The 25336-nt window shown below is 66.4% G+C and carries 24 protein-coding genes; 16 read left to right on the forward strand and 8 right to left on the reverse strand.

Going from position 1 to position 25336, the window contains the following annotated elements; translation table 11 throughout:
• The first annotated feature begins 126 nt into the window (after window positions 1–126).
• From AB4Y67_RS03770 to AB4Y67_RS03785, 4 genes are all read left to right on the forward strand, one after another.
• The gene (locus AB4Y67_RS03770) at window positions 127–1812 is read left to right on the forward strand and encodes a peptide ABC transporter substrate-binding protein (protein WP_441404457.1); all 1686 of its coding nucleotides are present in this window, start codon (window positions 127–129) and stop codon (window positions 1810–1812) included.
• A gap of 140 nt (window positions 1813–1952) precedes the next feature.
• Complete coding sequence (locus AB4Y67_RS03775) at window positions 1953–2882, forward strand: ABC transporter permease (protein ID WP_441404458.1); 930 nt, start codon at window positions 1953–1955, stop codon at window positions 2880–2882.
• Entirely contained in the window at window positions 2872–3822 is a 951-nt protein-coding gene (locus AB4Y67_RS03780) for an ABC transporter permease (protein WP_441404459.1), read from the forward strand. Before AB4Y67_RS03775 ends, AB4Y67_RS03780 begins: the two co-directional genes overlap by 11 nt.
• A gap of 11 nt (window positions 3823–3833) precedes the next feature.
• A complete protein-coding gene (locus AB4Y67_RS03785; protein WP_441404460.1) occupies window positions 3834–5552 on the forward strand; it encodes a dipeptide ABC transporter ATP-binding protein in 1719 nt (572 codons plus the stop codon).
• A gap of 104 nt (window positions 5553–5656) precedes the next feature.
• Here the strand turns inward: AB4Y67_RS03785 and AB4Y67_RS03790 are convergent, their stop codons facing one another.
• Window positions 5657–6562 carry an SGNH/GDSL hydrolase family protein gene (locus AB4Y67_RS03790; protein ID WP_441404461.1) on the reverse strand — a complete coding sequence of 302 codons (906 nt, stop codon included), beginning with the start codon at window positions 6560–6562 and terminating at the stop codon, window positions 5657–5659.
• A gap of 268 nt (window positions 6563–6830) precedes the next feature.
• Here AB4Y67_RS03790 and typA point away from each other — a divergent pair, with 268 nt between their 5' ends.
• From typA to AB4Y67_RS03805, 3 genes are all read left to right on the forward strand, one after another.
• The gene (gene typA, locus AB4Y67_RS03795; RefSeq protein ID WP_441404462.1) at window positions 6831–8759 is read left to right on the forward strand and encodes a translational GTPase TypA; all 1929 of its coding nucleotides are present in this window, start codon (window positions 6831–6833) and stop codon (window positions 8757–8759) included.
• Window positions 8760–8814: 55 nt separating this feature from the next.
• Complete coding sequence (locus tag AB4Y67_RS03800; protein WP_441404463.1) at window positions 8815–9171, forward strand: hypothetical protein; 357 nt, start codon at window positions 8815–8817, stop codon at window positions 9169–9171.
• Between the two features lie 381 nt (window positions 9172–9552).
• Window positions 9553–10362: a type IV toxin-antitoxin system AbiEi family antitoxin domain-containing protein gene (locus tag AB4Y67_RS03805; protein WP_441404464.1), complete on the forward strand. Its 810-nt coding sequence runs from the start codon at window positions 9553–9555 to the stop codon at window positions 10360–10362.
• A gap of 525 nt (window positions 10363–10887) precedes the next feature.
• Here AB4Y67_RS03805 and AB4Y67_RS03810 read toward each other — a convergent pair.
• Window positions 10888–11151, reverse strand: coding sequence for a putative acetyltransferase (locus AB4Y67_RS03810; RefSeq protein WP_441404465.1), 264 nt, complete (start codon window positions 11149–11151; stop codon window positions 10888–10890).
• A gap of 167 nt (window positions 11152–11318) precedes the next feature.
• On the opposite strand from AB4Y67_RS03810, the gene fdxA reads away from it, so the two are divergent.
• The 5 genes from fdxA to AB4Y67_RS03835 all read left to right on the forward strand — a co-directional run bounded on the left by fdxA (window position 11319) and on the right by AB4Y67_RS03835 (window position 15801).
• Window positions 11319–11645: a ferredoxin gene (gene fdxA, locus AB4Y67_RS03815; RefSeq protein ID WP_056425597.1), complete on the forward strand. Its 327-nt coding sequence runs from the start codon at window positions 11319–11321 to the stop codon at window positions 11643–11645.
• Window positions 11646–11657: 12 nt separating this feature from the next.
• On the forward strand, window positions 11658–12806 hold the full coding sequence (gene dapC, locus AB4Y67_RS03820; RefSeq protein WP_441404466.1) for a succinyldiaminopimelate transaminase: 1149 nt from the start codon (window positions 11658–11660) through the stop codon (window positions 12804–12806).
• A gap of 228 nt (window positions 12807–13034) precedes the next feature.
• The gene (locus tag AB4Y67_RS03825) at window positions 13035–14318 is read left to right on the forward strand and encodes a citrate synthase (RefSeq protein WP_441404467.1); all 1284 of its coding nucleotides are present in this window, start codon (window positions 13035–13037) and stop codon (window positions 14316–14318) included.
• Window positions 14319–14496: 178 nt separating this feature from the next.
• Window positions 14497–15132 (forward strand): TetR/AcrR family transcriptional regulator, encoded by a 636-nt coding sequence (locus AB4Y67_RS03830; protein ID WP_441404468.1) that lies wholly within the window; start codon window positions 14497–14499, stop codon window positions 15130–15132.
• A gap of 57 nt (window positions 15133–15189) precedes the next feature.
• Window positions 15190–15801: a hypothetical protein gene (locus AB4Y67_RS03835; RefSeq protein ID WP_441404469.1), complete on the forward strand. Its 612-nt coding sequence runs from the start codon at window positions 15190–15192 to the stop codon at window positions 15799–15801.
• Window positions 15802–15822: 21 nt separating this feature from the next.
• Here the strand turns inward: AB4Y67_RS03835 and AB4Y67_RS03840 are convergent, their stop codons facing one another.
• Both AB4Y67_RS03840 and dapD read right to left on the reverse strand, forming a co-directional pair.
• Complete coding sequence (locus AB4Y67_RS03840; protein ID WP_441404470.1) at window positions 15823–16674, reverse strand: hypothetical protein; 852 nt, start codon at window positions 16672–16674, stop codon at window positions 15823–15825.
• A gap of 68 nt (window positions 16675–16742) precedes the next feature.
• Entirely contained in the window at window positions 16743–17753 is a 1011-nt protein-coding gene (dapD, locus tag AB4Y67_RS03845; RefSeq protein ID WP_441404471.1) for a 2,3,4,5-tetrahydropyridine-2,6-dicarboxylate N-succinyltransferase, read from the reverse strand.
• An 88-nt stretch (window positions 17754–17841) separates the two neighbouring features.
• On the opposite strand from dapD, the gene dapE reads away from it, so the two are divergent.
• On the forward strand, window positions 17842–18993 hold the full coding sequence (gene dapE, locus AB4Y67_RS03850) for a succinyl-diaminopimelate desuccinylase (protein ID WP_441404472.1): 1152 nt from the start codon (window positions 17842–17844) through the stop codon (window positions 18991–18993).
• 115 nt (window positions 18994–19108) lie between these two features.
• Here the strand turns inward: dapE and AB4Y67_RS03855 are convergent, their stop codons facing one another.
• The 4 genes from AB4Y67_RS03855 to AB4Y67_RS03870 form a co-directional block, all read right to left on the reverse strand.
• Window positions 19109–19942, reverse strand: coding sequence for an amino acid ABC transporter permease (locus AB4Y67_RS03855; RefSeq protein ID WP_441404473.1), 834 nt, complete (start codon window positions 19940–19942; stop codon window positions 19109–19111).
• Window positions 19939–20589, reverse strand: coding sequence for an amino acid ABC transporter permease (locus AB4Y67_RS03860; protein WP_224047137.1), 651 nt, complete (start codon window positions 20587–20589; stop codon window positions 19939–19941). Before AB4Y67_RS03860 ends, AB4Y67_RS03855 begins: the two co-directional genes overlap by 4 nt.
• 98 nt (window positions 20590–20687) lie before the next feature.
• Window positions 20688–21566 (reverse strand): glutamate ABC transporter substrate-binding protein, encoded by an 879-nt coding sequence (locus AB4Y67_RS03865; RefSeq protein WP_441404474.1) that lies wholly within the window; start codon window positions 21564–21566, stop codon window positions 20688–20690.
• A gap of 58 nt (window positions 21567–21624) precedes the next feature.
• A complete protein-coding gene (locus AB4Y67_RS03870) occupies window positions 21625–22380 on the reverse strand; it encodes an amino acid ABC transporter ATP-binding protein (RefSeq protein WP_056425621.1) in 756 nt (251 codons plus the stop codon).
• A 199-nt stretch (window positions 22381–22579) separates the two neighbouring features.
• On the opposite strand from AB4Y67_RS03870, the gene AB4Y67_RS03875 reads away from it, so the two are divergent.
• The 3 genes from AB4Y67_RS03875 (at window position 22580) to AB4Y67_RS03885 (ending at window position 25300) form a co-directional block, all read left to right on the forward strand.
• Window positions 22580–23530, forward strand: a complete 951-nt coding sequence (locus tag AB4Y67_RS03875) for a TIGR00730 family Rossman fold protein (protein WP_441404475.1) — start codon at window positions 22580–22582, stop codon at window positions 23528–23530.
• A 43-nt stretch (window positions 23531–23573) separates the two neighbouring features.
• On the forward strand, window positions 23574–23936 hold the full coding sequence (locus tag AB4Y67_RS03880) for a DivIVA domain-containing protein (protein ID WP_441404476.1): 363 nt from the start codon (window positions 23574–23576) through the stop codon (window positions 23934–23936).
• Between the two features lie 116 nt (window positions 23937–24052).
• Window positions 24053–25300: a hypothetical protein gene (locus AB4Y67_RS03885; protein ID WP_441404512.1), complete on the forward strand. Its 1248-nt coding sequence runs from the start codon at window positions 24053–24055 to the stop codon at window positions 25298–25300.
• Window positions 25301–25336 lie beyond the last annotated feature (36 nt).

Consider the following 25336-nt stretch of genomic DNA (forward strand, 5'->3'; position numbering starts at 1 on the left):
CCATCTGGACAATCTGGGGTTAGGCTACTCGTATATGTAGGCCACGTCACAGGGGATACCCCTGTGCCTGCCTGCGGGGAAGCAGAAGTTTTCCCTCACGAACTCCCACAACTCTTAGGAGGCGGAATGCGTTTTTCGCGCACTTCCAAAGCACTGGGCATGGTGGCCATCGCCGCCCTCGCCCTGACCGGATGCGGCGCCGGAGGCGGCACCTCAAACGGTGCCAGCCAGGCAGCCGGCGACCCCAACAAGGTCATCACCGCGTACAGCAACGAACCGCAGAACCCCCTGATGCCCGCCAACACCGGCGAAGTCTACGGCGGCCGCGTAGTCGAGCTCCTCTTCGAAGGCCTCACCAGCTACGACCCCAGTGGCAAGTCGGTAAACGCGCTGGCCGAGTCCATCGAATCCCCGGACGGCCAGAACTACACCATCAAGGTCAAGTCGGGCACCAAGTTCACCAACGGCGAGGCAGTTACCGCCAAGAGCTTCGTTGACGCCTGGAACTTTGCCGCGCTGAGCACCAACGCGCAGGGCAACAGCAGCTTCTTTGAGTCCGTCGAGGGCTACGACGCCGTCAGCGCCACCTCGAAGCAGATGGGAGCGGACGGCAAGGAAACCGAGGTTCCCGCCCCCACCGCCCAGACCCTCTCCGGCCTGGCGCTGAAGGATGATTCCACGATCACGGTCAAGCTTTCGCAGCCGGAGGCCGACTGGCCGCTGCGCCTGGGCTACTCGGCCTTCATGCCGCTGCCCGCCGACGCCCTCAAGGACCCGAAGAAGTACGGCGAGAACCCGATCGGCAACGGCCCGTACAAGATGGAGAAGGAAGGCGCCTGGCAGCACGACAGCCAGATCGCCCTGGTCAAGAACGCTGACTACAAGGGTGCCCGCGAAGCCAAGAACGGCGGCGTGACCTTCAAGTTCTACACCGATCCGGCCCCGGCCTACACCGACATCCAGGCCAACAACCTGGACGTCACGGACGTTCTGCCCACGAACGCCCTGAAGACCTACACCACGGACTTCCCGGAGAACCACCTGAACAAGCCGTACGCCGGCAACTCCACCCTGAACATCCCGGGCTACCTGCCCGAGTTCCAGGGCGAAGCGGGCCAGCTGCGCCGCCAGGCCCTCTCCATGGCGATCAACCGCGACGAGATCACCAAGGTCATCTTCTCCGGCACCCGCATCCCGGCCAAGGACTTCACGTCCCCGGCTGTTGACGGCTACAACGAAAACGTTGCCGGTTCCGAGGTCCTGAAGTTCGACGCCGCCAAGGCGAAGGACCTCTGGACCAAGGCTGACGCCATCAGCCCGTGGCCCGCAGACAAGACCCTGCAGCTCGCGTACAACACTGACGGCGGCAACAAGGAATGGATCGACGCCGTTGCCAACAACTTCAAGAACAACCTGGGAATCAAGGCCGAAGGCCAGCCGTTCGCCAAGTTCGCTGAAATCCTGAAGCTGCGTACCGCCAAGGAGCTGCCGGGCCTGACCCGCGCCGGCTGGCAGGCCGACTACCCGTCGCTCTACAACTTCCTCGGCCCGCTCCTGAAGACCGGCGCCAGCGCCAACTACGAGGGCTACACGAACCCTGAGTTCGACAAGCTCCTCAACGAGGGCCTGGGCGCCAAGTCCACGGACGACGCCAACAAGAAGTTCACCCAGGCACAGGAGATCCTGTTCAAGGACCTCCCCAACCTGCCGCTGTGGTACTCCGCACGCCAGGCTGTCTGGAGCCAGAATGTCAGCAACGTTGACTCCGGCTGGAACGGCGTTCTGCAGTACTGGGCCATCACGGCCAAGTAGTTCCTGAGTTCTGCGGAACTCTTTTCCACATCACTAAAGCTTGGGGGTCCGGCCTTGCCGGACCCCCATATGCTTGAAACCGGCAGGAAGCTGTCCCCCATGATTCCCCTTCGTTCCACAATCTCACCAGAGGCACTGCTGTGATCCAGTTCATCCTCCGGCGCCTGTTGCAGGTCATTCCGGTCTTCCTCGGAACCACCCTGCTCGTCTACTTCATGGTCTTCGCCCTTCCCGGCGACCCCATCCGTGCACTCTTCGGCGACCGCCCGCCGAGCGAGGCGGTCATCGCGCAGCTGCGCCAGCAGTACAACCTGGACGAGCCGTTCTGGGTCCAGTACGGGCTGTTCCTCAAGAACCTCTTCACCTTCAACCTCGGCGTCGACTTCACCGGCCAGCCGATCGCCGACACCCTGGCCCGTGTCTTCCCCGTCACGGCCATGCTCGCCATCGAGGCCCTCATCATCCAGGGCGTCTTCGGCATCGCGTTCGGCCTCGTCGCCGGCCTGCGCAAGGGCGGCTTCTTTGACAGCACGGTCCTCGTGCTCTCGCTCGTTGTGATCGCCATTCCAACGTTCGTGCTCGGCTTCGCGCTGCAGCTGCTGATCGGCGTCCAACTGGGGTGGGCCAAACCCACGGTCGGCTCGAATGTCACGTGGGGGAGCCTGATCCTTCCCGCGGTCGTCCTCGGCATGGTCTCGTTCGCCTACGTGCTGCGCCTGACGCGTGCGTCCGTCATCGAGAACATGAACGCCGACTACGTCCGCACCGCCACCGCCAAGGGCCTGGCCCGCCGCCAGGTGGTGACCACCCACGTCCTGCGCAACTCGCTGATCCCCGTGATCACGTACCTCGGCGCAAGCCTGGGCGGCCTCATGGGCGGCGCAATCGTGACCGAAGCCATCTTCAACGTCCCCGGAGTTGGCCAGAAGCTCTACCAGGCCATTCTCCGTAGTGAAGGCCCCACCGTGGTCGCCATTGTGAGCGTCCTGGTGCTGGTCTTCGTTCTCGCCAACCTGTTGGTCGATCTGCTGTACGCCTGGCTTGACCCGAGGATCCGCTATGAAAACTAATCGCACATTCGAGCACTTCGTTGCCCCGGTCGAGGAGACCCCTCTGCTGGCAACGGATGCCGTCAAGGTTGACGACGCCCCGCTGAGCCTCTGGGCAGACGCGTGGCGCAAGCTCCGCCGTCGTCCGCTCTTCATCATTTCCGCGGTCATGATTGCGCTGATCATCATCGTGGCGATCTTCCCCGGGCTCTTCACCCAGGTTGCCCCGGACAACGGCTGTGTCCTGGCGAACTCCAACGGGGCCCCCACCGAAGGACACCCCCTCGGGTTCACCTTCCAGGGCTGCGACATCTACTCGCGCATCATCCACGGCACCCAGGCCTCCCTCATGGTGGGTGTGTTCTCCGTGATCTCCGTGCTGATCATCGGCGTCACCCTCGGCGCCCTGGCCGGCTTCTTCGGCGGCTGGGTGGATACGGTGATCGCCCGTCTCGGCGACATCTTCTTCGCCCTGCCCATCGTCCTCGGCGCCCTGGTCCTCACCCAGCTCCCGCTAATGCGTGAAAACCGCGGAGTAGGGACGGTGGTTCTGGTGCTTGTGGTGCTCGGCTGGCCGCAGATGGCCCGCATCACCCGCGGCGCCGTCATCGAGGTGCGCAACGCCGACTTCGTGACGGCCGCCCGGTCACTTGGCGTCTCCCGGCTGGGCTCCCTGGTCAGCCACGTGCTCCCGAACGCACTGGCACCGATCATCGTGCTCGCCACCATGGAACTCGGCGTCTTCATCGTCGCCGAAGCCACGCTCTCGTTCCTCGGAATCGGCATGCCCGGCTCCGTGATGTCCTGGGGCAATGACATCTCCGCCGCACAGGCGTCCATCCGCACCAACCCGGCTGTTCTGCTCTACCCGGCAACAGCCCTGTCCATCACCGTGTTGAGCTTCATCATGCTGGGCGACGCCCTCCGTGATGCCCTCGATCCCAAGAGCCGTCAGCGATGAGGGAGGCAAACATGACAACTTCCGACGTCACGATTGAAGAAGCCGGAACCCCGGCCGACCGGCCCTTGCTGGAAATCCGCGATCTCGCGATTTCCTTCAAGACCGGCAGCGGCGAGGTCAACGCCGTGCGGAACGCACACCTGACCATCATGCCCGGCGAGACGGTGGCCATTGTGGGCGAGTCCGGATCCGGCAAGTCGACGACGGCGCTGGCCGCGATCGGCCTGCTGCCCGGCAACGGCCGTGTGGCCGGCGGGCAGATCCTGCTCGACGGTGAAGACATATCGCACGCTTCCGAGAAGCGCATGATCGAACTGCGCGGCAACATCATCGGCATGGTCCCGCAGGACCCGATGTCCAACCTCAACCCGGTCTGGAAGATCGGCGACCAGGTCAGGGAGACGCTGAAGGCCAACGGCCGCCCCAGCGGCCCGGACGACGTCGCCAAAGTCCTGGCTCAGGCAGGACTGCCGGACGCCGCCCGGCGGGCGAAGCAGTACCCGCACGAGTTCTCCGGCGGCATGCGCCAGCGCGCGCTGATCGCTATCGGTCTCTCCTGCCAGCCCCGCCTGCTCATCGCCGATGAGCCGACGTCGGCCCTGGACGTCACCGTGCAGCGCCAGATCCTGGACCACCTCGAGAAGATGACCTCGGACCTGGGCACGTCCGTCCTGCTCATCACGCACGACCTCGGCCTCGCCGCCGAGCGGGCCGATAAAGTCGTGGTCATGTACCGCGGCAACGTCGTTGAGGCAGGTCCGTCCCTGGAGCTGCTGCAGAACCCGCAGCACCCCTACACCCAGCGGCTGGTGGCCTCGGCGCCGTCGCTGGCATCACGCCGCATCCAGGTGGCCAAGGAGCTCGGCGTCTCGACGGACGAGTTGCTGGCCCCCAGCGAGTCCGTTGCCGTTGAACCGGCCAAGACTGAAGACGTGCTGCAGATCCAGAACCTGAGCAAGGTCTTCAAGATGCGCGCAGGGTTCGGCAAGTCGACCGACTTCACCGCCGTCGACGATGTCTCCTTCAACGTCAAGCGCGGAACGACGACGGCGATCGTGGGCGAGTCGGGCTCCGGCAAGTCCACCGTGGCGCAGATGGTGCTGAACCTCCTGGAGCCGACGTCCGGCAAGATCATCTTCGACGGCGTCGACACCTCCGGGCTGAAGCCCAAGGAGATCTTCGCCTTCCGCCGCCGGGTCCAGCCGATCTTCCAGGACCCCTACGGTTCCCTGGATCCGATGTACAACATCTACCGGACCATCGAGGAACCCTTGCGGGTCCACAAGATCGGGGACAAGGCCAGTCGGGAGAAGAAGGTCCGCGAATTGCTGGATCAGGTGTCCCTGCCGCAGTCCACCATGCAGCGGTACCCGAACGAGCTCTCGGGCGGGCAGCGCCAGCGCGTCGCGATCGCCCGTGCCCTGGCACTGGATCCCGAGGTGATCATCTGTGACGAGGCCGTGTCCGCCCTGGACGTCCTGGTGCAGGCGCAGGTGCTGAACCTGCTCGCGGAACTGCAGTCCCGGCTGGGGCTGACCTACCTGTTCATCACCCACGACCTCGCGGTGGTGCGGCAGATCGCCGATCATGTGTGCGTCATGGAGAAGGGCAAGCTGGTCGAGACAGGTTCGACCGACGACGTCTTCGAGGCGCCGCAGCGGGACTACACCAAGGCGCTGCTCAACGCGATCCCTGGTGCACGCCTCATGCTGCCTCCGGAAGTTGCCTGATCCGGACAGCGTGAGCTGACTGACACAGGAGCCGGTGTCCGCCCCTCGGGGGCGGGCGCCGGCTCTTGTCTTTCGGGGCTCTTGTTGGGGTAGCCCGGGCCGCGTCAGCGGGTTGCCGCGGACTCAGCCTGCCCGGAACTTCCGTAACGCAAACCATAGTCGTCCAGCCGGCGGGCCAGCAGGACGCCCAGTGCTGCGTGCCCCTCGGGGTTCATGTGCACGCCGTCGGCCATCGACCGGGTGAGGTTGTAGCGCGTCAGCCAGTCCCCGACGCCCACAAAGGGGATCGCGTGCCGGGCCGCAACAGTGCCCAGCAGTGCATCGACCTCGGTGCGCCGCCCGCCGCCGTCGGACGTGCCGCGGGCGAGGGTTCCGACCATGGCCAGCTGCGCCCCGGGGTAGCGCTGCCGGACGCTGGTAATCAGGCGCTCGGCATTGGCGGAAATCTGCTGGTCGGTTGCACCGCGGGAGGCGTCGTTCCCGCCGCCTTCAATGAGCACGAGGGGCGGCGAACCGTAGGGGAGCAGCCAGTCGCCGCGCTGCAGGGCGTCGATGTAATTTCCGGTCTTGCCGTTGGACGCGACGAAGCCGGTGCCGCCGCGGCCGCAGAAGTGGACCGTGTAGCCCAGGCTGGCCAGGGCTGCCCGGGGCCAGGAATATGCTGGCTCGGACTGGGAGTCGCCGATCAGCACGGCCGTCCGGGCGACGTCCTCCACCACCACCTCATTGCGGCCGCTGGCGGGATTCCGGTAGACGCTGCCCGCCGGCATGCTGCCCGGGGCGGTCGACTGGGGAAGTCTGGTGTTGCCGTTCGAGCCGGCGGCCATCGGCTCGCCGGGAGCCCCGGCGGGCGCCGGAGCGGTCGCGCCGTAGAGACCGGGGGCGCCGACGTCGGCGCTGCCGGTGGTTCCGCCGGTGCGGGGGGAGGGGGGCTGCCCGCAGCCGCCAACTAGGATGCCTACGGCGATCATCGGTGCGACCAAGCGGGACAGGGCCGAGGCGTTGCGCATTAATGTCTCCGTGCTGGCGTTGCTGTCCCAGCAATGATGGGGCATCGCGGCCGGAAAATCCAGTGACTTTACTCACACCTGGTGCGGTGAACCCCGGCGCTGACCACTCCGGCGCTCTGCCGGGCGGAACGGATTTTAGGCCAATAAATACCCAAGCGTTTAGAATGGATGAAGGTGCCCTGTGCCAAAGGGGCGTATCCGTCGTGCGTTCCGGTTGGAAATGTCGCGATACAACAGCTGACTTCACCACTGAATCGAGCAATAACGCATGTCTGAAACCACCACCAACACTGCGGTAGCCACTGCATCGCGCAGTGACCTGCGCAACGTCGCGATCGTGGCCCACGTTGACCACGGCAAGACCACACTGGTCGACGCCATGCTCAAGCAGACCAACTCCTTTGCCGAGCACAACCACCTCGAAGACCGCGTCATGGACTCCGGTGACCTCGAGCGTGAAAAGGGCATCACCATCCTGGCCAAGAACACCACCGTGGCCTACAACGGACCGTCCTCCAAGGGCGAGACCATCACCATCAACGTCATCGACACCCCCGGCCACGCCGACTTCGGTGGCGAGGTCGAGCGCGGCCTGTCCATGGTCGACGGCGTTGTCCTCCTCGTTGACGCCTCTGAGGGCCCGCTGCCCCAGACCCGCTTCGTCCTCCGCAAGGCCCTCGCCGCCCACCTGCCGGTAATCCTGTTGGTCAACAAGACCGACCGCCCCGACGCGCGGATCGAAGAAGTTGTGCACGAGTCCATGGACCTGCTCCTGGGCCTGGCCTCCGACCTCGCCGACGAAGTTCCGGACCTCGACCTGGACAAGATCCTCAACGTCCCCGTCGTCTACGCCGCAGCCAAGGTTGGCCGCGCCTCCCTCGAGCAGCCCGCAGACGGCTCCGCTCCGGAGAACGAGGACCTGGAGCCGCTGTTCCAGGCCATCATCGAGCACATTCCGGCTCCGACGTACAACCCGAACGGTGTCCTGCAGGCGCACGTCACCAACCTGGACGCCTCCCCGTTCCTCGGCCGCCTCGCCCTGCTGCGCATCTACAACGGCACCCTGCGCAAGGGTCAGACCGTTGCCTGGGCACGCGCCAACGGTGAACTGAAGAACGTCAAGATCACCGAACTCCTCGCCACCAAGGCACTGGACCGCGTCCCGACCGATTCCGCCGGCCCCGGCGAGATCGTCGCCGTCGCCGGCATCGAGGAAATCACCATCGGTGAGACCCTGACCGACGCCGAGAACCCCCAGCCGCTGCCGCTGATCACCGTGGACGACCCGGCCATCTCGATGACCATCGGTATCAACACGTCCCCGCTGGCCGGCAAGGTCAAGGGCGCCAAGGTCACGGCCCGCCAGGTCAAGGACCGCCTGGACAAGGAACTGATCGGTAACGTCTCCATCAAGGTGCTCCCCACCGCGCGCCCCGACGCCTGGGAAGTCCAGGGACGTGGCGAGCTCGCGCTGGCCATCCTCGTCGAGCAGATGCGCCGCGAAGGCTTCGAGCTGACCGTCGGCAAGCCGCAGGTGGTCACCCGGACCGTTGACGGCAAGATCCACGAGCCGATGGAGCACATGACCATCGACGTGCCGGAAGAGTACCTCGGCGCCGTCACGCAGCTCATGGCCGCACGCAAGGGCCGCATGACCAACATGGCCAACCACGGCACCGGCTGGTGCCGCATGGAGTTCATCGTTCCGGCCCGTGGCCTGATCGGTTTCCGCACCAAGTTCCTCACGGACACCCGCGGCGCCGGCATCGCAGCCTCGATCTCCGAAGGCTACGAGCCGTGGGCCGGCCCGATCGAATACCGCACCAACGGTTCGATGATCGCCGACCGCGCCGGTGTTGTGACGCCGTTCGCCATGATCAACCTGCAGGAGCGCGGTTCCTTCTTCGTGAAGCCGACCTCCGAGGTGTACGAGGGCATGATCGTCGGCGAGAACTCCCGCGCCGACGACATGGACGTCAACATCACCAAGGAAAAGAAGCTCACCAACATGCGTGCGGCTTCCTCCGACACCTTCGAGAACCTGACGCCCCCGCGCGACCTGACCCTCGAAGAGTCCCTCGAATTCGCCCGCGAAGACGAGTGCGTCGAAGTTACCCCGGACTCCATCCGTATCCGCAAGGTCATCCTCGACACGAACGAGCGTGCCAAGGCCAACCGCGCCCGCGCGAAGGTCTAGTCTCCGCGTCCTGCGCTGAAACAACGGGTCATTTGTGAATAAGAGAGCTGCCGGCATGGCAGGCGGTATTGCCGCCGCCGTGCCGGCAGCTCTTTTTGTTGCCCTGGCCGGCACGGTGCTGCACGGCCAGGACCTGCTCGTCGCCGGCGTCGAGGTGCCGTGGGGCGCCGCCGCCGCCCTGGTGCTGCTAGGCGCCGTCGAGCTGTGGCTCGGTGCCGCGTTCCGTTCCCCGCTTCCGACGGCGGCCTGCGGCGTCGTCTGCTACGCGCTGGCGGGCTGGTGGTCCACCCTCGGGGACGGCAAGCGCCTGATCATCGGCGACCTGGCCGGGAATCTCTGGATCTACGGCATCGCGGTGGTCACCCTCGTCATGCTGGCCTGGTGCCGCCGCTACAGGGAGCCCCAGGCCTAGGGACCGCCGTCGTCCCGCTGCACCTCGCCCTCCCACGGGACATGCCCGTTCTTCATCCCCGCCACGGGACATGCCCACTCCTCACGGCTTCCCGTGGACATAGCGGCACTATGTCCATCGACGGCACCCTCCGTGGGACATGCCCAGCTTCCCCGCCCGGTTGACATGCCCACTCTTCGCTGCCTCGGGTGGACATAGCGGCACTATGTCCATCTCTGGCGGCGGCCGCGGGACATGCCCAGTGCCGACCGTGGACCAGCCCCCCCCTTCCTGGCCGTAGGACATGACCCCGGCCGTCCCCCCCTGCAAGTGGCATGCGGTTTTGCACATAGCAGCGCCGGGCTCTGTTCCACCACCACGCTTCGGCGCCACCATTTCCGCATGGTTAATGTCATCAAAGTGCTTTCAACCTACGACGGCGTCGCCCGCGCAAAACGCCTCGCTGCGGCTGGGGTCTCGGACTTCCAGCTCAAGTCGGCCCTGGCAAGCGGCGCAGTCTCCCGCGTGGCGCGCGGCGTCTACGCACTGCCCGACGCCGATGCCCAGCTCATTGCCATTCGATCACTGCCGGCGGAACCCGCGTGTGTCACGGCAGCGCAAATCCGGGGACTTTGGGTCCTCGAGCCGCCCGGCCAGCCACATGTTGCAGTCCCTCACAGCCGGCACTACCCAGGATTTGTCTGCCACCGGTCCGCTGCGTCGCCGACCCTGCTGGACAGCGTGGTGCAAAGCCTTCGATGTCTGCCGGAACTCGACGGCCTCGTCATTGCCGAGTCAGCTGTCGTCGTCAAAGGCGTGACCCTCGCCGAGCTGCGGCAGCGGCTGACGGGCCGCAACGACGCGCGGGAGCGCCGAACGGTGAGCAGTATCGTGCCCCAATCGCAGTCCATCATCGAGTGCGTGGCCAGGTATTGGCTGCGGAGGGCCGGGTTCCATGTGGAGTCCCAGGTCAACATCCCGGGAATGGGCCATCTTGATCTCATGGTCGACGGCAGGCTCGGCATCGAGACCGACGGGGCAAGCTTCCACATGGACCGGACAAGCTTCGAGGAGGACCGGCGCCGGTGGAACGTCACCACCCGGCTCGGCATTCCGACCCTCGTTGTCAGCTACTCGCTCCTCCTGAACCGGCCAGACGAGTTCATCGCCATGGTCCGTGACGCGTTGAACAGGCTCTCTGCAGCCGCCTAACCTTGGACATGCCCCACCGGATCGTGGCCCGCACGAGGAGCATGTCCAGTCTTCGCCGCCCCCGCTGGGCATGTCTCCTGAGTCGTGGCCAGGACCACTGAACATGTCCGCTGCTGACAGCACGGAGCGGACATAGTGGCGTTGTGTCCATTGGCCGTGGCTAGGGGAGAGCATGTCCGGTCGGACGGCAGTGGCGGGGTGGTCAGGGGAGAGCATGTCCGGTCGGAGGGCAGTGGCGGGGTGGTCAGGGGAGAGCATGTCCGGTCGGAGGGCTGTGGCGGGGTGGTCAGGGGAGAGCATGTCCGGTCGGAGGGCTGTGGCGGGGTGGCCACGGGAGAGCATGTCCAGTCGGAGGCAGCCTGGGGGTGCATAGGGGAGTGGATGTGCCTGATTGCGGTCGGGGCCACGGGGCATGTCCAGTGGTGGCAACGGGGGATGGACATAGCAGGGTTATGTCCACTGGCCAGGGTCAGGGGAGGACATGTCCAGCGGGAGGGTCAGGGGAGGACATGTCCAGCGGGAGGGTCAGGGGAGGGCATGTCCAGCGGGAGGGGTCCGCGGGGCCCGCCGGGGCGGCGCTGGCGGGACCTGCTTGGCGGCCACCACCAACGGCAGGGAAATCACGACGTCGGCCCGCCTGGTCCGCACGGTGCAGTCGCCGTCGGTGCGTGCCACCAGCTCGCCAACCGCGTCGGTTGTCCCGCCCTCGATCCGGTACCGGACCACCACCCGGGTGCCAAGGCCGGCGGCGGCCAGGAACGCTTGGGGCGGCGGCATCAAAGAACTCACCTGTTCATACTAGGTCCGGTAGATTCAAGAGTTCGGACCCGTGTGACGCCCGGCTAGGTTCGCGGGAACAGGCTGGGAGATAATAGGCTCAGAAGTCAGCAGCCCGGCGCTCAGGCCGGGAGCAGTGATCCGGCGGTCGCCGGAACCAACGTGGAGAGGCCAGGGACGTGACGTACGTAATCGCGCAGCCGTGTGTAGATGTCAAAGACAAGGCATGTATTGAAGAGTGCCCCGTCGATTGCATCTACGAGGGTGAGCGTTCCCTGTACATCCACCCCGACGAGTGCGTGGACTGCGGTGCCTGCGAGCCGGTCTGCCCCGTCGAAGCGATCTACTACGAGGATGACACCCCCGAGGAATGGGCCGACTACTACAAGGCCAACGTTGAATTCTTCGATGTTCTGGGTTCCCCGGGCGGGGCCGCGAAGGTGGGCAACACCCACACCGACCACCCGATGATCGCGGCGCTCCCGCCGCAGAACCAAGAGAGCTAGGGCGGGTCGCCGGTGACCTCTGCGCTGCGCAGCTTCGGCCTCAGCCTGCCTGACTACCCGTGGGAAGCCATGGCGCCGTACCTCGCCAGGGCCGCCGAACACCCCGGGGGAGCAGCCAATCTGTCCATTGGAACCCCGGTGGACGCCACCCCCGAGGTGGTGCAGGACGCCCTGCGCGCAGCAGCCAACGCCCCCGGCTACCCCACGGTTCACGGCACAGCCGGGCTGCGGGAGGCCATCGCCGCGTGGTTTGAGCGCCGCCGAGGCGTTCCCGGCCTAAACCCGCGGGACATTATGCCCACGGTCGGCTCCAAGGAACTCGTGGCCTGGCTCCCGTTCCTGCTCGGCCTCAAACCGGGCGACGTCGTGGTCCGCCCCACGGTCGCGTACCCCACGTATGACATCGGCGCCACGTTCGCCGGTGCGGAGCACATCGCCGCGGACGACCTGGATGAGCTCGACGCCGCCACCCGCGCGCGGGTGCGCCTGGTCTGGGTCAATTCCCCGGCGAACCCGACGGGCAGCGTCCGCGACGCCGAATCGCTGCGCCGGATCGTCCGGCAGGCCCGGGAACTCGGCGCCGTCGTGGCCTCGGACGAGTGCTACGCCGAACTCGGCTGGGGCGAATGGGATGTCCAGCGCGGCGGCACGCCGGTGCCCAGCATCCTGGACCCGCGCGTCGCGGAAGGCTCCCATGAGGGCCTCCTAGCGGTGTACTCGCTGAGCAAGCAGTCCAACCTGGCCGGCTACCGCGCCGCCTTTGTCGCCGGGGACCCCGCCATCATGGCGAACCTCGTCAACAGCCGCAAACACGCGGGCATGATCGTCCCGTACCCTGTCCAGGAAGCCATGCGGGTGGCCCTCGGCGACGACGCCCATGTCCAGGCCCAGAAGGATCTCTACCGCGGACGCCGGGAACGGATCGTGCCTGCGCTGGAGCGCTTCGGACTGGCCATCCACGAATCGCGGGCCGGACTCTACCTCTGGGCCACCGCGGGCGAAGCCACCTGGGATACGGTCGGCCGGCTCGCGGACCGCGGGATCGTCGTCGGCCCGGGCGTGTTCTACGGCGACGCCGGCAACGGATTCGTCCGCGTCGCGCTGACGGCCAGTGACGAGCGGATCGACGCCGCGGCCGCCCGTCTGGCCACAGGGCCGTAACAATGCTGTGACGCGTACCACAACTGGAGCGTTTTAGGTGGTTCCGGAGGGCCTTGGATTAGTGCCACCCGGAAACTGCCGGTAGTTTTTAACTGACTATCAATGGTGGCTTTCCACAAGAAGGCAGCGCAGCCGTTGGAATCCGTGTCTAAAACAGGTTCCGTGGGCGGCTTCACCAGAAGTTGGACCAGCTTTCTACAGAGGCCCCGACGCCTCAGAGGAGACTCCATGACTGAGACCACCAGCGCAACCCTGCGCCATGCCGGCGGCGAGCTCGAACTCCCGCGCATCCAGGTTGTAGAAGGAAACGAAGGCTACGACGTTTCCAAGCTGCTGAAGCAGACCGGCGCCGTGGCCTTTGACCCCGGCTTCATGAACACCGCCGCAACCACCTCCGCCATCACCTACATCGACGGCGACGCCGGTGTCCTGCGGTACCGCGGCTACCCGATCGAGCAGCTCGCCCAGCACTCAAGCTTCCTCGAAGTTTCCTACCTGCTGATCTATGGCAACCTGCCGAGCGCCACGGAGCTGGAAGCGTTCGACCAGCGGATCCGCCACCACACCCTGCTGCACGAAGAGCTGAAGGGCTTCTTCAGCGGCTTCCCGCGCGACGCCCACCCGATGCCCGTGCTGTCCTCGGCCGTGTCCGCGCTCTCCACGTTCTACCAGGACTCGCTGGACCCCTTCAACGCCGAGCAGGTGGAAGTTTCCACCTACCGCCTGCTGGCCAAGATGCCGGTCATCGCCGCCTACGCCCTGAAGAAGAGCATCGGCCAGCCCATGCTCTACCCGGACAACTCCCACAACCTCGTGGAAAACTTCCTGCGCCTGAGCTTCGGCCTGCCCGCCGAGCAGTACGAGGTGGACCCGGTGGTCGCCAAGGCGCTGGACCTGCTTCTCATCCTGCACGCCGACCACGAGCAGAACTGCTCCACCTCCACGGTCCGGCTGGTCGGCTCCTCCAACGCGAACCTCTTCGCCTCCGTGTCCGCCGGCATCAACGCCCTCTTCGGCCCCGCCCACGGCGGCGCCAACGAGGCCGTGCTGAAGATGCTGCGCCAGATCCAGGCCGACGGCACCAGGCCCGAGGATTACATGGAAAAGGTCAAGAACAAGGAAGACGGCGTCCGCCTTATGGGCTTCGGGCACCGCGTCTACAAGAACTATGACCCGCGCGCCAAGATCGTCAAGGCCACCGCCCACGAGATCCTCACGAAGCTCGGCGGCAACGACGAACTCCTCGACATCGCCTTGCGCCTCGAAGAGAAGGCCCTGAATGATGACTACTTCATCCAGCGCAAGCTCTACCCGAACGTGGACTTCTACACCGGCCTGATCTACAAGGCCATGGGCTTCCCGGAGAAGATGTTCACCGTGCTCTTCGCGATCGGCCGCCTTCCGGGCTGGATCGCACAGTGGCGCGAAATGATCAGCGACCCCAACACCAAAATCGGCCGTCCGCGCCAGCTTTACATCGGCGAGCCGGAGCGCAACTACCCTTCGGTGTAGTCAGCCACCACCACGGCAGCACGACGCCGGCCGCGCACCTTTCGAGGGTGCGCGGCCGGCGTCGTTGTGTCCGGAACCAGCGCCGGGGACGGGAAATTTCGGTATTTGTGCAGGTGGGAAGCCTGCCGGACGGTGTGGCCCGCCGCCGTCGGGCACACATCCGTGCTAAAAAAGACTAATGCCCAAATTTGTCGACGCCGCTTTGCGGCGCCAGGAAGTTGTCGAAGCGGTCTTCCGGATCGTCGCAGCAGACGGACTCGAAAGGGCTTCGCTCCGCGAAGTCGCGGACGAGGCGGAACTGGCCGTCGGATCGGTCCGGCACTACTTCGCCAGCAGTGATGAACTCCTGGCCCACTCCTTCGGCGTCGTCGTGGACCGGATTGTTGGCCGCCTGACGGCTGCGGATGACCGCCTCGCGGAGGCGCAGCCCGGGACCCCGGAACACCACCAGGGTGTGTTAACCCTGCTGGGTGAGCTGCTTCCCCTCGATGACGAACGCGCGGTCGACGCGTGTGTCTGGATGGCGTTCAAAAACGCGGCCAGGACCAAGCCGTTCCTGGCCGCGGAAGCCGACCGGAGCCACCGTGCCGTCGCTGCGATCGTCGGGAGGCTTGTGATGGAGGTGTCGTCCGTCGCCAACACCGGAACTGTGGACCAGCAGCGGCTGGTCACCGAGGCGGAGCGGCTGCTGGCCACCCTGGACGGGCTCACCATGCACGCCCTTCTGCAGCCCGAATGGATGACCGCGCAGATGTGCGGCGACGTGCTGGAGTCCCATCTCACCGGACTGGGCAGCTACGCTGGCAGTCATTAACGTGCGTTTGCTTGAGGAATAGACTGGGAACGTACGTCTTGCCAAGGAGGCAATTGGATGCACCACACAGGCGGGCCGGGCTGGCGGATCACCATGGACACTTCGGGTCCGATGCTCATTGCACTTTACGTTCGCGACGCCGCCGGCCTGGACAGCGCTGGGCATCCGGCACTCTGCCACGCGGCACCGAAGATCCGTCCTGCGGACCACGCCCACCTCATTTCCGAGGTCGGCGGGCAGAGCGCGCTCAAGACCGAGTGGGAAGCCTGGTGGGAGCAGCTCCTGAAGGCGCATCCCGAGATGTCTCCGGAACTGGGGCCGCCCGGCTTCCGGAGCTTCAGCAATTCCCCGGCCCTCCGGCGTGTGCTGCAGGCGCATTTCGGGGCTGCCCTGTCGTGGGCCCGGGAGCGCCGCGGCGAGTACCTGGCACTGGAAGCCGAACGCGAGGCCGCCGGCGGCGTGCAGTTGCTCCAAGACATGGTGGATGACCGGCTGCTCGAAGTCGGCCGGGCCGCCAACGACTTCTCTTTGACCATCATCGAGCTGCCACTGGCTGAGCCGCGGGCCTGGTATCTGGAGCCCGACAAAATCATCATGAGCTCCGACCTGCTGTCCCAGCCCGAACTTTTCCGCAGCTACGTGCAGCCCGTGGTGGACCTGCTGGTCTGAGCCGGCTTAACTGCGGCCGGCTTACTGCGCCGGTGCGTCGGCGACAGTGATCCGGACCTGGCCCGCCGGCACGTCGGAGGGCTGCCAGCCGTTGCGGTCCTGCCGCGTCCAGCCGCGGCCATCCGCGTGGACGTCAATGATGGACAGCGCTTTCGCGTTGGCAACCGCCCACTGCGCCACTGCCCAGGCCCGGGGGCCCTCGGCATTCAGCACGAGGGTGCTGCCATCCAGAGACGCCGGATCGCCGCCGAAGGCCGCGGCCAGGCGTTCCTGCACTACGGCCGGGTCTCCGGCCTCCTCGGGGGCGCGCAGGGAGCAGTCGAGGCCGGCGGCGGTCTGTCCGGTCAGCGAGGAAGCGAAGGCGCGGGCCATGACCTCGTGCTGGGCGTAGGCGTCGGGGTACGCGGAGCGCTGGACACGCTGGGCGGCGTCGGTGATGTCCAGCGTCTGGTAGCCGGGGACCTTCACGAGGGCATCGTAGAAGGCGTTGCTGGCGTGGTAGGGGTCCATCACCTGCTCCGTGGTGCCCCAGCCCTGCGAGGGGCGCTGCTGGAAGAGCCCGCGGGAGTCCGGGCCGGCCTGGTCGCCGTGGCTGATGTTCCGGATCTTGGATTCCTGCATGGCCGTAGCCAGCGCGATGCTGGCTGCCCTGGCCGGGAGCCCGCGGCGGACGGCGACGGCGGTAATGAGGCCGGCATTGGCTGCCTGGTCCGTCGCGAGTTCGGCGCTGCCGCCGCCGGCAGCCGTGCAGCGTTCGCTGATGAGGACCTCCGACCGCTGCACGAAGGCGACCGCCGTGTAGATGCCGCCCACGACCATCGCCAGGGTCAGCAGCAGCACGATCCAACGGCGCAAGCTGCGTCTGCGTGCCACGAAACGACTCCCTCAGGCCCTTCCGGGCCGGTGCATTCTTCTAACGGTCCGGCTGTCCGCAACCAACCTTAGTTGGTGTGCAGCGCCTCGTTGAGTTCGACGGTCTGCCCCTTGCGCGGGAGGACCTCGACCTGGCCGGTGGAGGAGTTGCGGCGGAAGAGCAGGTTGGGGACACCGGAGAGCTCGACGGCCTTGACGATCTGGCTGGTGTCCTCGCCGTCGGCGTCCTTGGCCCCGACGACGCGGACGCGGGTTCCGGCGGTGACGTAGAGGCCGGCCTCGACGACGGAGTCGTCGCCGATGCTGATGCCCACACCCGAGTTGGCGCCCAGCAGCACACGTTCGCCCAGGGAGATCTTTTCCTTGCCGCCGCCGGACAGGGTGCCCATGATCGAGGCTCCGCCGCCGACGTCGGACCCGTCACCGGTGACGACGCCCGCGGAGATGCGTCCTTCCACCATGGACGTGCCCAGGGTGCCCGCGTTGAAGTTCACGAAGCCTTCATGCATGACTGTGGTGCCCTCGGCCAGGTGCGCGCCGAGGCGGACCCGGTCGGCGTCGGCGATCCGGACGCCGGAGGGGATGACGTAGTCCACCATGCGGGGGAACTTGTCCACGCCGTAGACGGTGACGGCGCCGCGCCTGCGCAGCCGGGCACGGGTCAGTTCGAAGCCCTCGACGGCGGCCGGCCCGAAGTTGGTCCACACGACGTTGGGGAGTTTGCCGAAGATTCCGTCCAGGTTGATGCTGTTGGGCTGCACCAGGCGGTGCGAGAGCAGGTGGAGGCGCAGGTAGGCGTCGGCAGTGTCGGCCGGGGCCTCGTCGAGGTGGATCTGCACGAACACGACTTGCTGCTCGGTGCCCCGGTCGGCGTCGGCCCCGGTGCTGGCGATCTCGAGCAGCGACTGGTCCGCGTTCGCCACGTCGCGGAGGTTCTCCGCCGCTGTTCCGAGTGCCGGTGCCGGGTACCAGACGTCCAGGACGGTGGCCGCACCGTTGCCGGTGGCGATTGTGGCGACGCCGTAGCCATAGGCGGAGCGGGTGTCTGCGGGCACAGCGGAAGAAGCGGTTTCAGTCATGCCACAAGTCTATCGACGGCGTCCGCCCACCCCGAAACCTGTGACATATGGGCAGGGGCTGGGGGAGGACAGCGGATAAAGTGGGACGGTGACTGCCCCGGACTTGAACGCGAACCCGAACTCCCGCCCCCACGCCGCCCGCCTGGACCTGCACCAGGACGTGGCGCTGCTGACCGCCAGGCTCCTCGACATCAACAGTGTTTCCGGTGCGGAGGGGGAGCTGGCCGACGCCGTGGAGCATGCCCTCCGCTCGATCCCGCAGCTGGAGCTGGTCCGCGACGGCGATTCGATCATCGCCCGCTCCAACCTGGGCCGTGCCGAGCGCGTCATCCTGGCCGGCCACCTGGACACGGTACCCCTGCCGGCCACGGAAGGGTCCCTTGGGACCGTCCCGTCGTACTGGCCGTCAGGAGCGCCCGGCGAGGGTATCCTCTACGGCCGCGGTGCCACCGACATGAAGGGCGGCGTCGCGGTGCAGCTGGCACTGGCCGCGGCCTTGTTCGACGGCGGGGCGGAGCCGGACAAGGACGTCACGTTCGTCTTCTACGACCACGAGGAAGTCGAGGCCGTCAAGAGCGGGCTTGGCCGGCTGGTCCGCAACCACGGCGGCCTCCTGGGCGGCGACTTCGCGATCCTGCTGGAACCCACGAACGGGACGGTGGAGGGCGGGTGCAACGGCACCATCCGCTTCGAAGCGACGACGGTGGGCGAAGCCGCGCATTCCGCCCGGGCCTGGATGGGCAGCAACGCGATCCACGCCGCGGCCCCGATCCTGGCCCGTCTTGCCGCATACGAACCCCGGACCGTCACCGTGGACGGCCTGGACTACCGGGAAAGCCTCAACGCCGTGAAGGTCAACGGCGGGACCGCCGGCAATGTCATCCCGGACCGGTGTGTCGTGGAGATTAATTACCGGTTCGCCCCGGACAAGACCCCTGACGAGGCGGAGCAGCACGTTCGGGAACTGCTGGAAGGGTTCGACGTCGTCCGCACCGACAGCGCCGCCGGCGCCCGTCCCGGACTCAACCACCCCGCGGCCGCGTCCTTCGTCGCCGCTGTCGGTGCCGAGCCGAAGCCGAAGTACGGCTGGACCGACGTCGCACGTTTCAGCGAGCTGGGCATCCCGGCGGTGAACTTCGGGCCCGGAGACCCCCTGCTGGCGCACAAGGACAATGAACACGTCGACGCCGACGCGATCCGCGAATGCCTGCGGGCGCTGCGGAGCTGGCTTACGGCCTAGGGCCGGAGCAGATACCGCAGGTACGGCAACAGCAACACAAAAGGTCCGGAACCCCTCTCGGGATTCCGGACCTTTCTGTGTCAGGAGCAGCCTGCGCCGACCCTGCTGGTGCGGACTATTTGGCGGGGATCCCGGCGACGGGAACGTGCACCATGCCGCCGGCCGCCTTCTTGGAGCCGCGCCTCTCGATCCAGATCGCGAGGCGGGACACGGAGAAGTTGATGGCAATGTAGATTGCCGCCGCCACGAAGAACACCGGGAACAGGTAATCCGGGCCGAGGAAGTCGGCCATGATCTGTACTTTGCGGAGCAGTTCCTCGTAGGACACGATGTAGCCCAGCGAGGTGTCCTTCAGGAGCACCACGAGCTGCGCCACGAGGGACGGCAGCATGCGCCGGATTGCCTGGGGCAGTTCAATGCTGCGCCGCGAGGCGAAGCTGGTGAGGCCGATCGCGAGGCCGGCTTCACGCTGGCCCTTTGGCAGGGACTGGATGCCGGCGCGGATAATTTCAGCGAAGATCGCCGAGTTGTACAGCACCAGGCCGGCGACGACGGCGACGAAGGAACCGGTCGCGAACACCAGCAGCACGAAGAACATCATGAGGACCACGGGCATGCCGCGCAGGAATTCCAGCACGATCCGGGTGGGGATGCGGATCCAGGCGACGTCGGAGATGCGCATGAGGCACAGCACCAGGCCCAGCGGGAACGCGATGACCGCGGCAACCGCCGCGGCGGTGAGGGTTGCGCCGATGCCGTTGCCGATCAAAACCCAGACGTCGGGAATCTGGAAGACGGCCCAGCGTTCGGGTTCGAAAATGCCCTGCTGGGCGAGGATGGAGATCGCCCACCAAAGCAGTCCAACGATGACGATGACGCCGATGATGGAGCCGATCAGTGAGATGCGGCGGGCCTTGGGGCCGGGGACGTCGTAAAGGACCGAGCTCATCGGGCGATCGCCACCTTTCGTTCAACCAGGTTGGCGACGTAGCCAAGCGGGACGGTTATCAGCAGGTAGAAGAAGGCCACGCCGACGAGGACCCACAGCACGGCGTCGCCGTTGGCGTTGGCGAGCTGGCGGCCGTAGCCGAAGAGCTCCATCACGTAGAAGGCACCTGCCACCGAGGAGTTCTTGACGAGGGCGATCAGGATGTTGATCATGGGCGGGATCACCGTGCGCAGGGCCTGCGGAAGGATGATGAGGGTGAGGACCTGGCTGAACTTCATGCCGATGCTGCGGGCGGCCTCGGCCTGGCCGACCGGGACGCTGTTGACGCCGGAGCGCACGGCCTCGGCGATGAAAGCCGAGGTGTAGGCGCTCAGGGCGATGATGGCGGCGACCTCGAACTGCTGGAACGTCACCCCAAGCCGGGGCAGGACCACGGCGGCGAAGAAGAACGCGATGGTCAGCGGGGTGTTCCTGACGATCTCCACGTACGTCATGCTGAAGCCGCGCAGGGCCGCGACGGGCGAGACACGGGCCGCCGCGAGCAGCGTGCCGAAAATCAGTGCGAAGATCCCCGAGACCACGGACAGGAAGAGGGTTCTGAGAAAACCGTCCACATACGCGGGAAGGTTATCAATGATGACGTCCATAGGTTCCTTAGGCTGCCTTGACGGGAGTGGTGCAGGAGACGGGAAAGGCGGTTGCCGGGGCCGCGTCGGGCGCGTGCCCCGGCAACCGCCACACCTGCCTAGTAGCGGTTAATCGTGGGAAGTGCGGGAGTGGTCTTGATGACCGTTCCGGCGGTGGATTCCCAGGCCTTCTTGTAGGAACCGTCCTTGTCAGAGGCTTCCAGCTGATCGTTGATCCACATGCGGAACGCGGTGTCGTCCTTCTTCAGGCCGATGCCGTAGGGCTCCTTGGTGAAGGTCTGATCCGAGGCCAGCTTGAAGGCGTCCGGTTCCTTGGACACGAAACCGGCCAGGATGACGTTATCGGTGGTGATCGCTTCGACCTGCTTGTTGCGCAGCGGCTCGAGGCAGGCGGAGTAGGTGGCGGCCGGGACGAGGACTGCTCCGTACTTCTCGACGATCGTGGCAGCCGGGGTGGAACCGGTCACGGAGCAGACGTTCTTGCCCTTGACGTCTTCGGGCTTGGTGATGGTCGTGTTGTCCTTGTTCACCATCAGCGCCTGGCCGGCCTCGTAGTACGGTCCGGCGAAGTCGACTTCGGTCTTGCGCTTGTCGTTGATCGTGTAGGTGGCGACGATGATGTCGACCTTGCCCTGCTTGATGAACTGCTCGCGGTTGGCGGAGACGGTCTCCACCCACTCGATCTTGTCAGCGGGGATGCCCAGCTTGGCGGCGATCAGTTTGCCGATTTCCACGTCGAAACCGACGGGCTTGCCGTCGAGGCCCTTCTGGCCGAACAGCGGCTGGTCGAACTTGGTGCCGATGACGATCTTGCCGGCGGATGAAAGCTTGGCCATGGTGGTGTCGGCCGCGAAGCTCGGCTTCTCGGCGACAGGCGGGTTGGACGTGGAGCTGCTGCCGCCGCAGGCGCTCAGGCTGAGTGCCAGAGCCGCGGACGCGGCAACCAGAAGGGATTTCCTTCGGAAAAATGCCTTCATGACATTCCTTTCATTGGACGGCCGCCTTGCGGCGGCCAGGGTGCGAACTCGTCAGGGATCAGTGGGTCAGCAGCTTGGAGAGGAAGTCCTTGGCGCGGCTGCTCTTGGGGTTGTTGAAGAACTCTTCGGGGGTGTCATCCTCGACGATCTGGCCGGCGTCCATAAAGATCACGCGGTCGGCGGCCTTGCGGGCGAAGCCCATCTCGTGGGTGACCACGATCATGGTCATGCCTTCTTTGGCCAGCTGGATCATGACGTCGAGGACTTCGTTGATCATTTCCGGGTCCAGGGCGGAGGTGGGCTCATCGAAGAGCATGACCTTCGGCTTCATGGCCAGGGCACGGGCAATCGCCACGCGCTGCTGCTGCCCACCGGAGAGCTGCGCCGGCAGTTTGGGTGCCTGGTGCCCGACGCCGACGCGTTCCAGCAGCGCCATGGCGTCCTTGTCGGCTTCGGTCTTCGAGAGGCCCTTGACCTTGATGGGGCCGAGGGTGACGTTCTCCAGGATCGTCTTGTGGGCGAAGAGGTTGAACGACTGGAAGACCATGCCGACGTCGGCCCGCAGCTTGGCGAGTTCCTTGCCCTCTTCGGGCAGTTCCTTGCCGTCGATCTTGATGACGCCGTCGTCGATGGTCTCCAGACGGTTGATGGCCCGGCAAAGCGTCGACTTGCCGGAACCCGACGGTCCGATGACAACAACAACTTCGCCCTTGCGGACGTTCAGGTTGATGTCCTTCAGGACGTGCAACTGGCCGTAATGCTTATTGACGGCGTTCAGGGAGACGAGCGCGTCGCCGGGCACTTGAGTAGTCATAAGAAGAATCTAGCGAACATTACGGGTTTATGACCGCAATCACTCCTACTTCCTACGGATCGTGATTCAAGAGATACCTGCAGGTCAGACTGCCTGAGGGGGGATCCGGCAGCGGGCGGTGCCGGACGGAGGAACCGGTGCCGCCGCCCGCGCACCAGTGCCGCGCCGGACGGGCGCGGGCGAATTTCCGCGCTAACCTGTGGGCATGAGTACCGATCCGCAGCCCCAGGGAGCCACAGCACCAGCCGGAATGTCCGCCGGGAAGCCCGCCGGGAAGCCGGCCGGGGGGAAAGCTGGCCAGACCGACGGGCCGGCTGGCAGCAGGACCGCCTCCGAACCCCGCGACACGCCGCCACCTGCCGCGATCCGGCACAAGGGGCCGCTGGAGCTGCGGCGCAAGGCTGCCAAGGTGACGATGTCGGACCGGACCCTGCTGGACACGAAGGGGCCCGGCCAGTTCGTCCATACAGACCCGTGGCGCGTCCTGAGGATCCAGAGCGAGTTCGTTGAAGGATTTGGCGCCCTGGCCGACCTTGGCCCGGCGGTCAGCGTCTTCGGCTCGGCGCGGACCGTGCCCGGCAGCCAAAACTACGAACTCGCCGTCGAAGTCGGGCGGCAACTGGCCGAAGCCGGGCTGGCCGTCATCACCGGCGGCGGCCCCGGCTCGATGGAGGCCGCCAACAAGGGCGCCGTGCAGGGCAACGGGGTGTCCGTGGGGCTCGGCATCGAACTGCCCTTCGAGCAGGGGATGAACCAGTGGGTGGACCTGGGGATCAACTTCCGGTACTTCTTCGCCCGCAAGACCATGTTCGTCAAATACGCCCAGGGCTTCATCGTGCTCCCGGGCGGCCTCGGAACCCTGGACGAACTCTTCGAAGCAATGGTCCTCGTACAGACCCGCAAGGTGACGTCCTTCCCGATTGTCCTGCTCGGAACGGCGTTCTGGAGCCCGATGGTCGAATGGATCAAGACCACCCTGGTTGCCGAAGGCATGGTGTCCGAGGAGGACCTGGATCTGCTACAGGTGGTGGACGATCCGGCGCTCGCCGTGGAGCTGGTGGTGGAAGGGGCGGCCCGGCACCGGAACCCCAACGGCACCAGCACCGGCAACGGGACCGGGCCCGCAAACCCGGGCGGCACGCGGGGCTGACGGCCCACCCGCTGGACCCGTCGCCGTCTGGCACGATGGGGGTGTGAGTTTCTTCCTGGTCTTCCTTGCGATTGCGCTGGTCGGCGCCGCGTTTCTCCTCGGTACCGGCAGGGCCTCGAAAGTCTTCCGCGGCCGACGCGGGGCGGACGAGCGGGGCCCGCGTGCCCTTGATGACGGCTTTGACCAGCCGGTCGCCAACCTCCCGCCCGTGCTGCTGCCGGCCGAGGTGGAACCGTCCGACGTCGACCGTCTCCGGTTTGCAGTGGGCCTGCGGGGGTACCGGATGGACCAGGTGGACCAGGTCCTTGACGAATTGCGGGACCAGCTCGCCGCCAGGGACCGGCACGTAGCGGATCTGTCCGCCGAACTGGGACGCCTCCGGGACGAACCCGAGCAGGCTCCGTGAGCGGTGAACACCCCCGGGCGGAGGCTCCGGAGACTGAACCGCGGCAACAGAGCGACGTTGTGGGAGACCGGGCAGGGAGCCCGGCGCTGCAAGGCCCTACCGCCGCGGCCTGGAGCGTGGCAGCGGCAGCCGGCACCCGCGTCGCGCGCTGGCCCTGGTGGGTTCAGGTGGGCGGACTCTATGTGGCGGCCCGGCTCGTCAGCGCCTGCATCTTTATGGCCGCCGCCCTGCACCAGGGAGTCAACCCCTGGTTTCCCGCCAAGCCGGACTATTGGTCCTTCGTCAATATCTGGGACGCCCGCTGGTACGGCGAGGCCCTCCAGAACGGCTACCCGGACGTCCTCCCGACCGACGGAGCCGGCAACGTGCAGGAGAACGCCTGGGCGTTCTACGCGCTCTTTCCCTTCCTGGGCCGGGCGGTCGCCGGGCTGACCGGAATGCACCCGGCATTCACGCTGACGCTCATCGCCATGTTGGCCGGGCTGGGAGCGGCGCTGGTCATCTACCGCCTGTTCCGGCTCAAGGCGTCGCACCGCACGGCGCTCTGGGCAACCGTGTTCGTGGCCACCTTTCCCGTCTCGCCCGTCCTCCAGGTGCCGTACGCCGAGTCCCTGAACCTGCTCCTGCTGGCCGCCGCCCTGCTGCTGGTGGTGGAACGCCGCTACCTGTGGGCGATGCCCGTCGTTGTGCTGATGTGCCTGTCCCGGCCGACCGGCGTCCCGTTCGCGGCGACCGTGGGGCTGCTGTTCCTGTACCGGCTGTGGCAGGCCTATTCCGCCGGCCGGGAACCCGCACGCGGGGAGGCCCCCGGCATGCGGGAAGAAGGGCAACCCGGACCCGTGCCGCACAGCGGCCGCCAGCTCTGGTCGCTGGCGGGCCTGACGGCGGTCAGCGGAATCGGCGCCCTCCTGTGGCCGGCCATCGCCTGGGCAGCCACCGGCGACATCCAGGCCTACACGAAGACCGAGACCGTGTGGCGCGGGCACGACCTGGTGCCGTTCAAGCCCTGGTTCGACACCGGCATCCTGCTGTTCGGCCCGGTACTGGGGGTGCTGGCGCCGTTCCTCTTTGTGGCACTGTTCACCCTGTTGATGATGTGCCGCCCGGTGCGGGCGCTGGGCATGGAGCTGCGGCTCTGGTGCGCCTGCTACATGGGCTACCTGCTGCTCTTCCTGCACCCGCAGACCAGCACGTTCCGGATGCTGCTCCCGCTTTTCCCGCTGGCCCTCAGCGCGGCATTCATCTCCCGGTCCCGCGCATACCGCGGCACGGTGGTCATCATGTTCGTGCTGTTGCAGATTGTCTGGATCGTCTGGCTGTGGGCCTGGGCGGCGTTGCCCGGCGGAGGGGACTATCCGCCGTGACGCGCGGCACCTTTTCCGGCCGCCGGCCCGGCCCCA

Source organism: Arthrobacter sp. YAF17 (genome assembly GCF_052113365.1).
In the GTDB taxonomy this organism is placed as follows: domain Bacteria; phylum Actinomycetota; class Actinomycetes; order Actinomycetales; family Micrococcaceae; genus Arthrobacter.

Coding starts and splice junctions, on each gene's coding strand:
- AB4Y67_RS03770 (WP_441404457.1), top strand. CDS start 127: ATGCGTTTTTCGCGCACTTCCAAAGCACTGGGCATGGTGGCCATCGCC.
- AB4Y67_RS03780 (WP_441404459.1), top strand. CDS start 2,872: ATGAAAACTAATCGCACATTCGAGCACTTCGTTGCCCCGGTCGAGGAG.
- AB4Y67_RS03785 (WP_441404460.1), top strand. CDS start 3,834: ATGACAACTTCCGACGTCACGATTGAAGAAGCCGGAACCCCGGCCGAC.
- AB4Y67_RS03790 (WP_441404461.1), bottom strand. CDS start 6,562: ATGCGCAACGCCTCGGCCCTGTCCCGCTTGGTCGCACCGATGATCGCC.
- typA (WP_441404462.1), top strand. CDS start 6,831: ATGTCTGAAACCACCACCAACACTGCGGTAGCCACTGCATCGCGCAGT.
- AB4Y67_RS03800 (WP_441404463.1), top strand. CDS start 8,815: ATGGCAGGCGGTATTGCCGCCGCCGTGCCGGCAGCTCTTTTTGTTGCC.
- AB4Y67_RS03805 (WP_441404464.1), top strand. CDS start 9,553: ATGGTTAATGTCATCAAAGTGCTTTCAACCTACGACGGCGTCGCCCGC.
- AB4Y67_RS03825 (WP_441404467.1), top strand. CDS start 13,035: ATGACTGAGACCACCAGCGCAACCCTGCGCCATGCCGGCGGCGAGCTC.
- AB4Y67_RS03830 (WP_441404468.1), top strand. CDS start 14,497: ATGCCCAAATTTGTCGACGCCGCTTTGCGGCGCCAGGAAGTTGTCGAA.
- AB4Y67_RS03835 (WP_441404469.1), top strand. CDS start 15,190: ATGCACCACACAGGCGGGCCGGGCTGGCGGATCACCATGGACACTTCG.
- dapD (WP_441404471.1), bottom strand. CDS start 17,753: ATGACTGAAACCGCTTCTTCCGCTGTGCCCGCAGACACCCGCTCCGCC.
- AB4Y67_RS03855 (WP_441404473.1), bottom strand. CDS start 19,942: ATGAGCTCGGTCCTTTACGACGTCCCCGGCCCCAAGGCCCGCCGCATC.
- AB4Y67_RS03860 (WP_224047137.1), bottom strand. CDS start 20,589: ATGGACGTCATCATTGATAACCTTCCCGCGTATGTGGACGGTTTTCTC.
- AB4Y67_RS03865 (WP_441404474.1), bottom strand. CDS start 21,566: ATGAAGGCATTTTTCCGAAGGAAATCCCTTCTGGTTGCCGCGTCCGCG.
- AB4Y67_RS03870 (WP_056425621.1), bottom strand. CDS start 22,380: ATGACTACTCAAGTGCCCGGCGACGCGCTCGTCTCCCTGAACGCCGTC.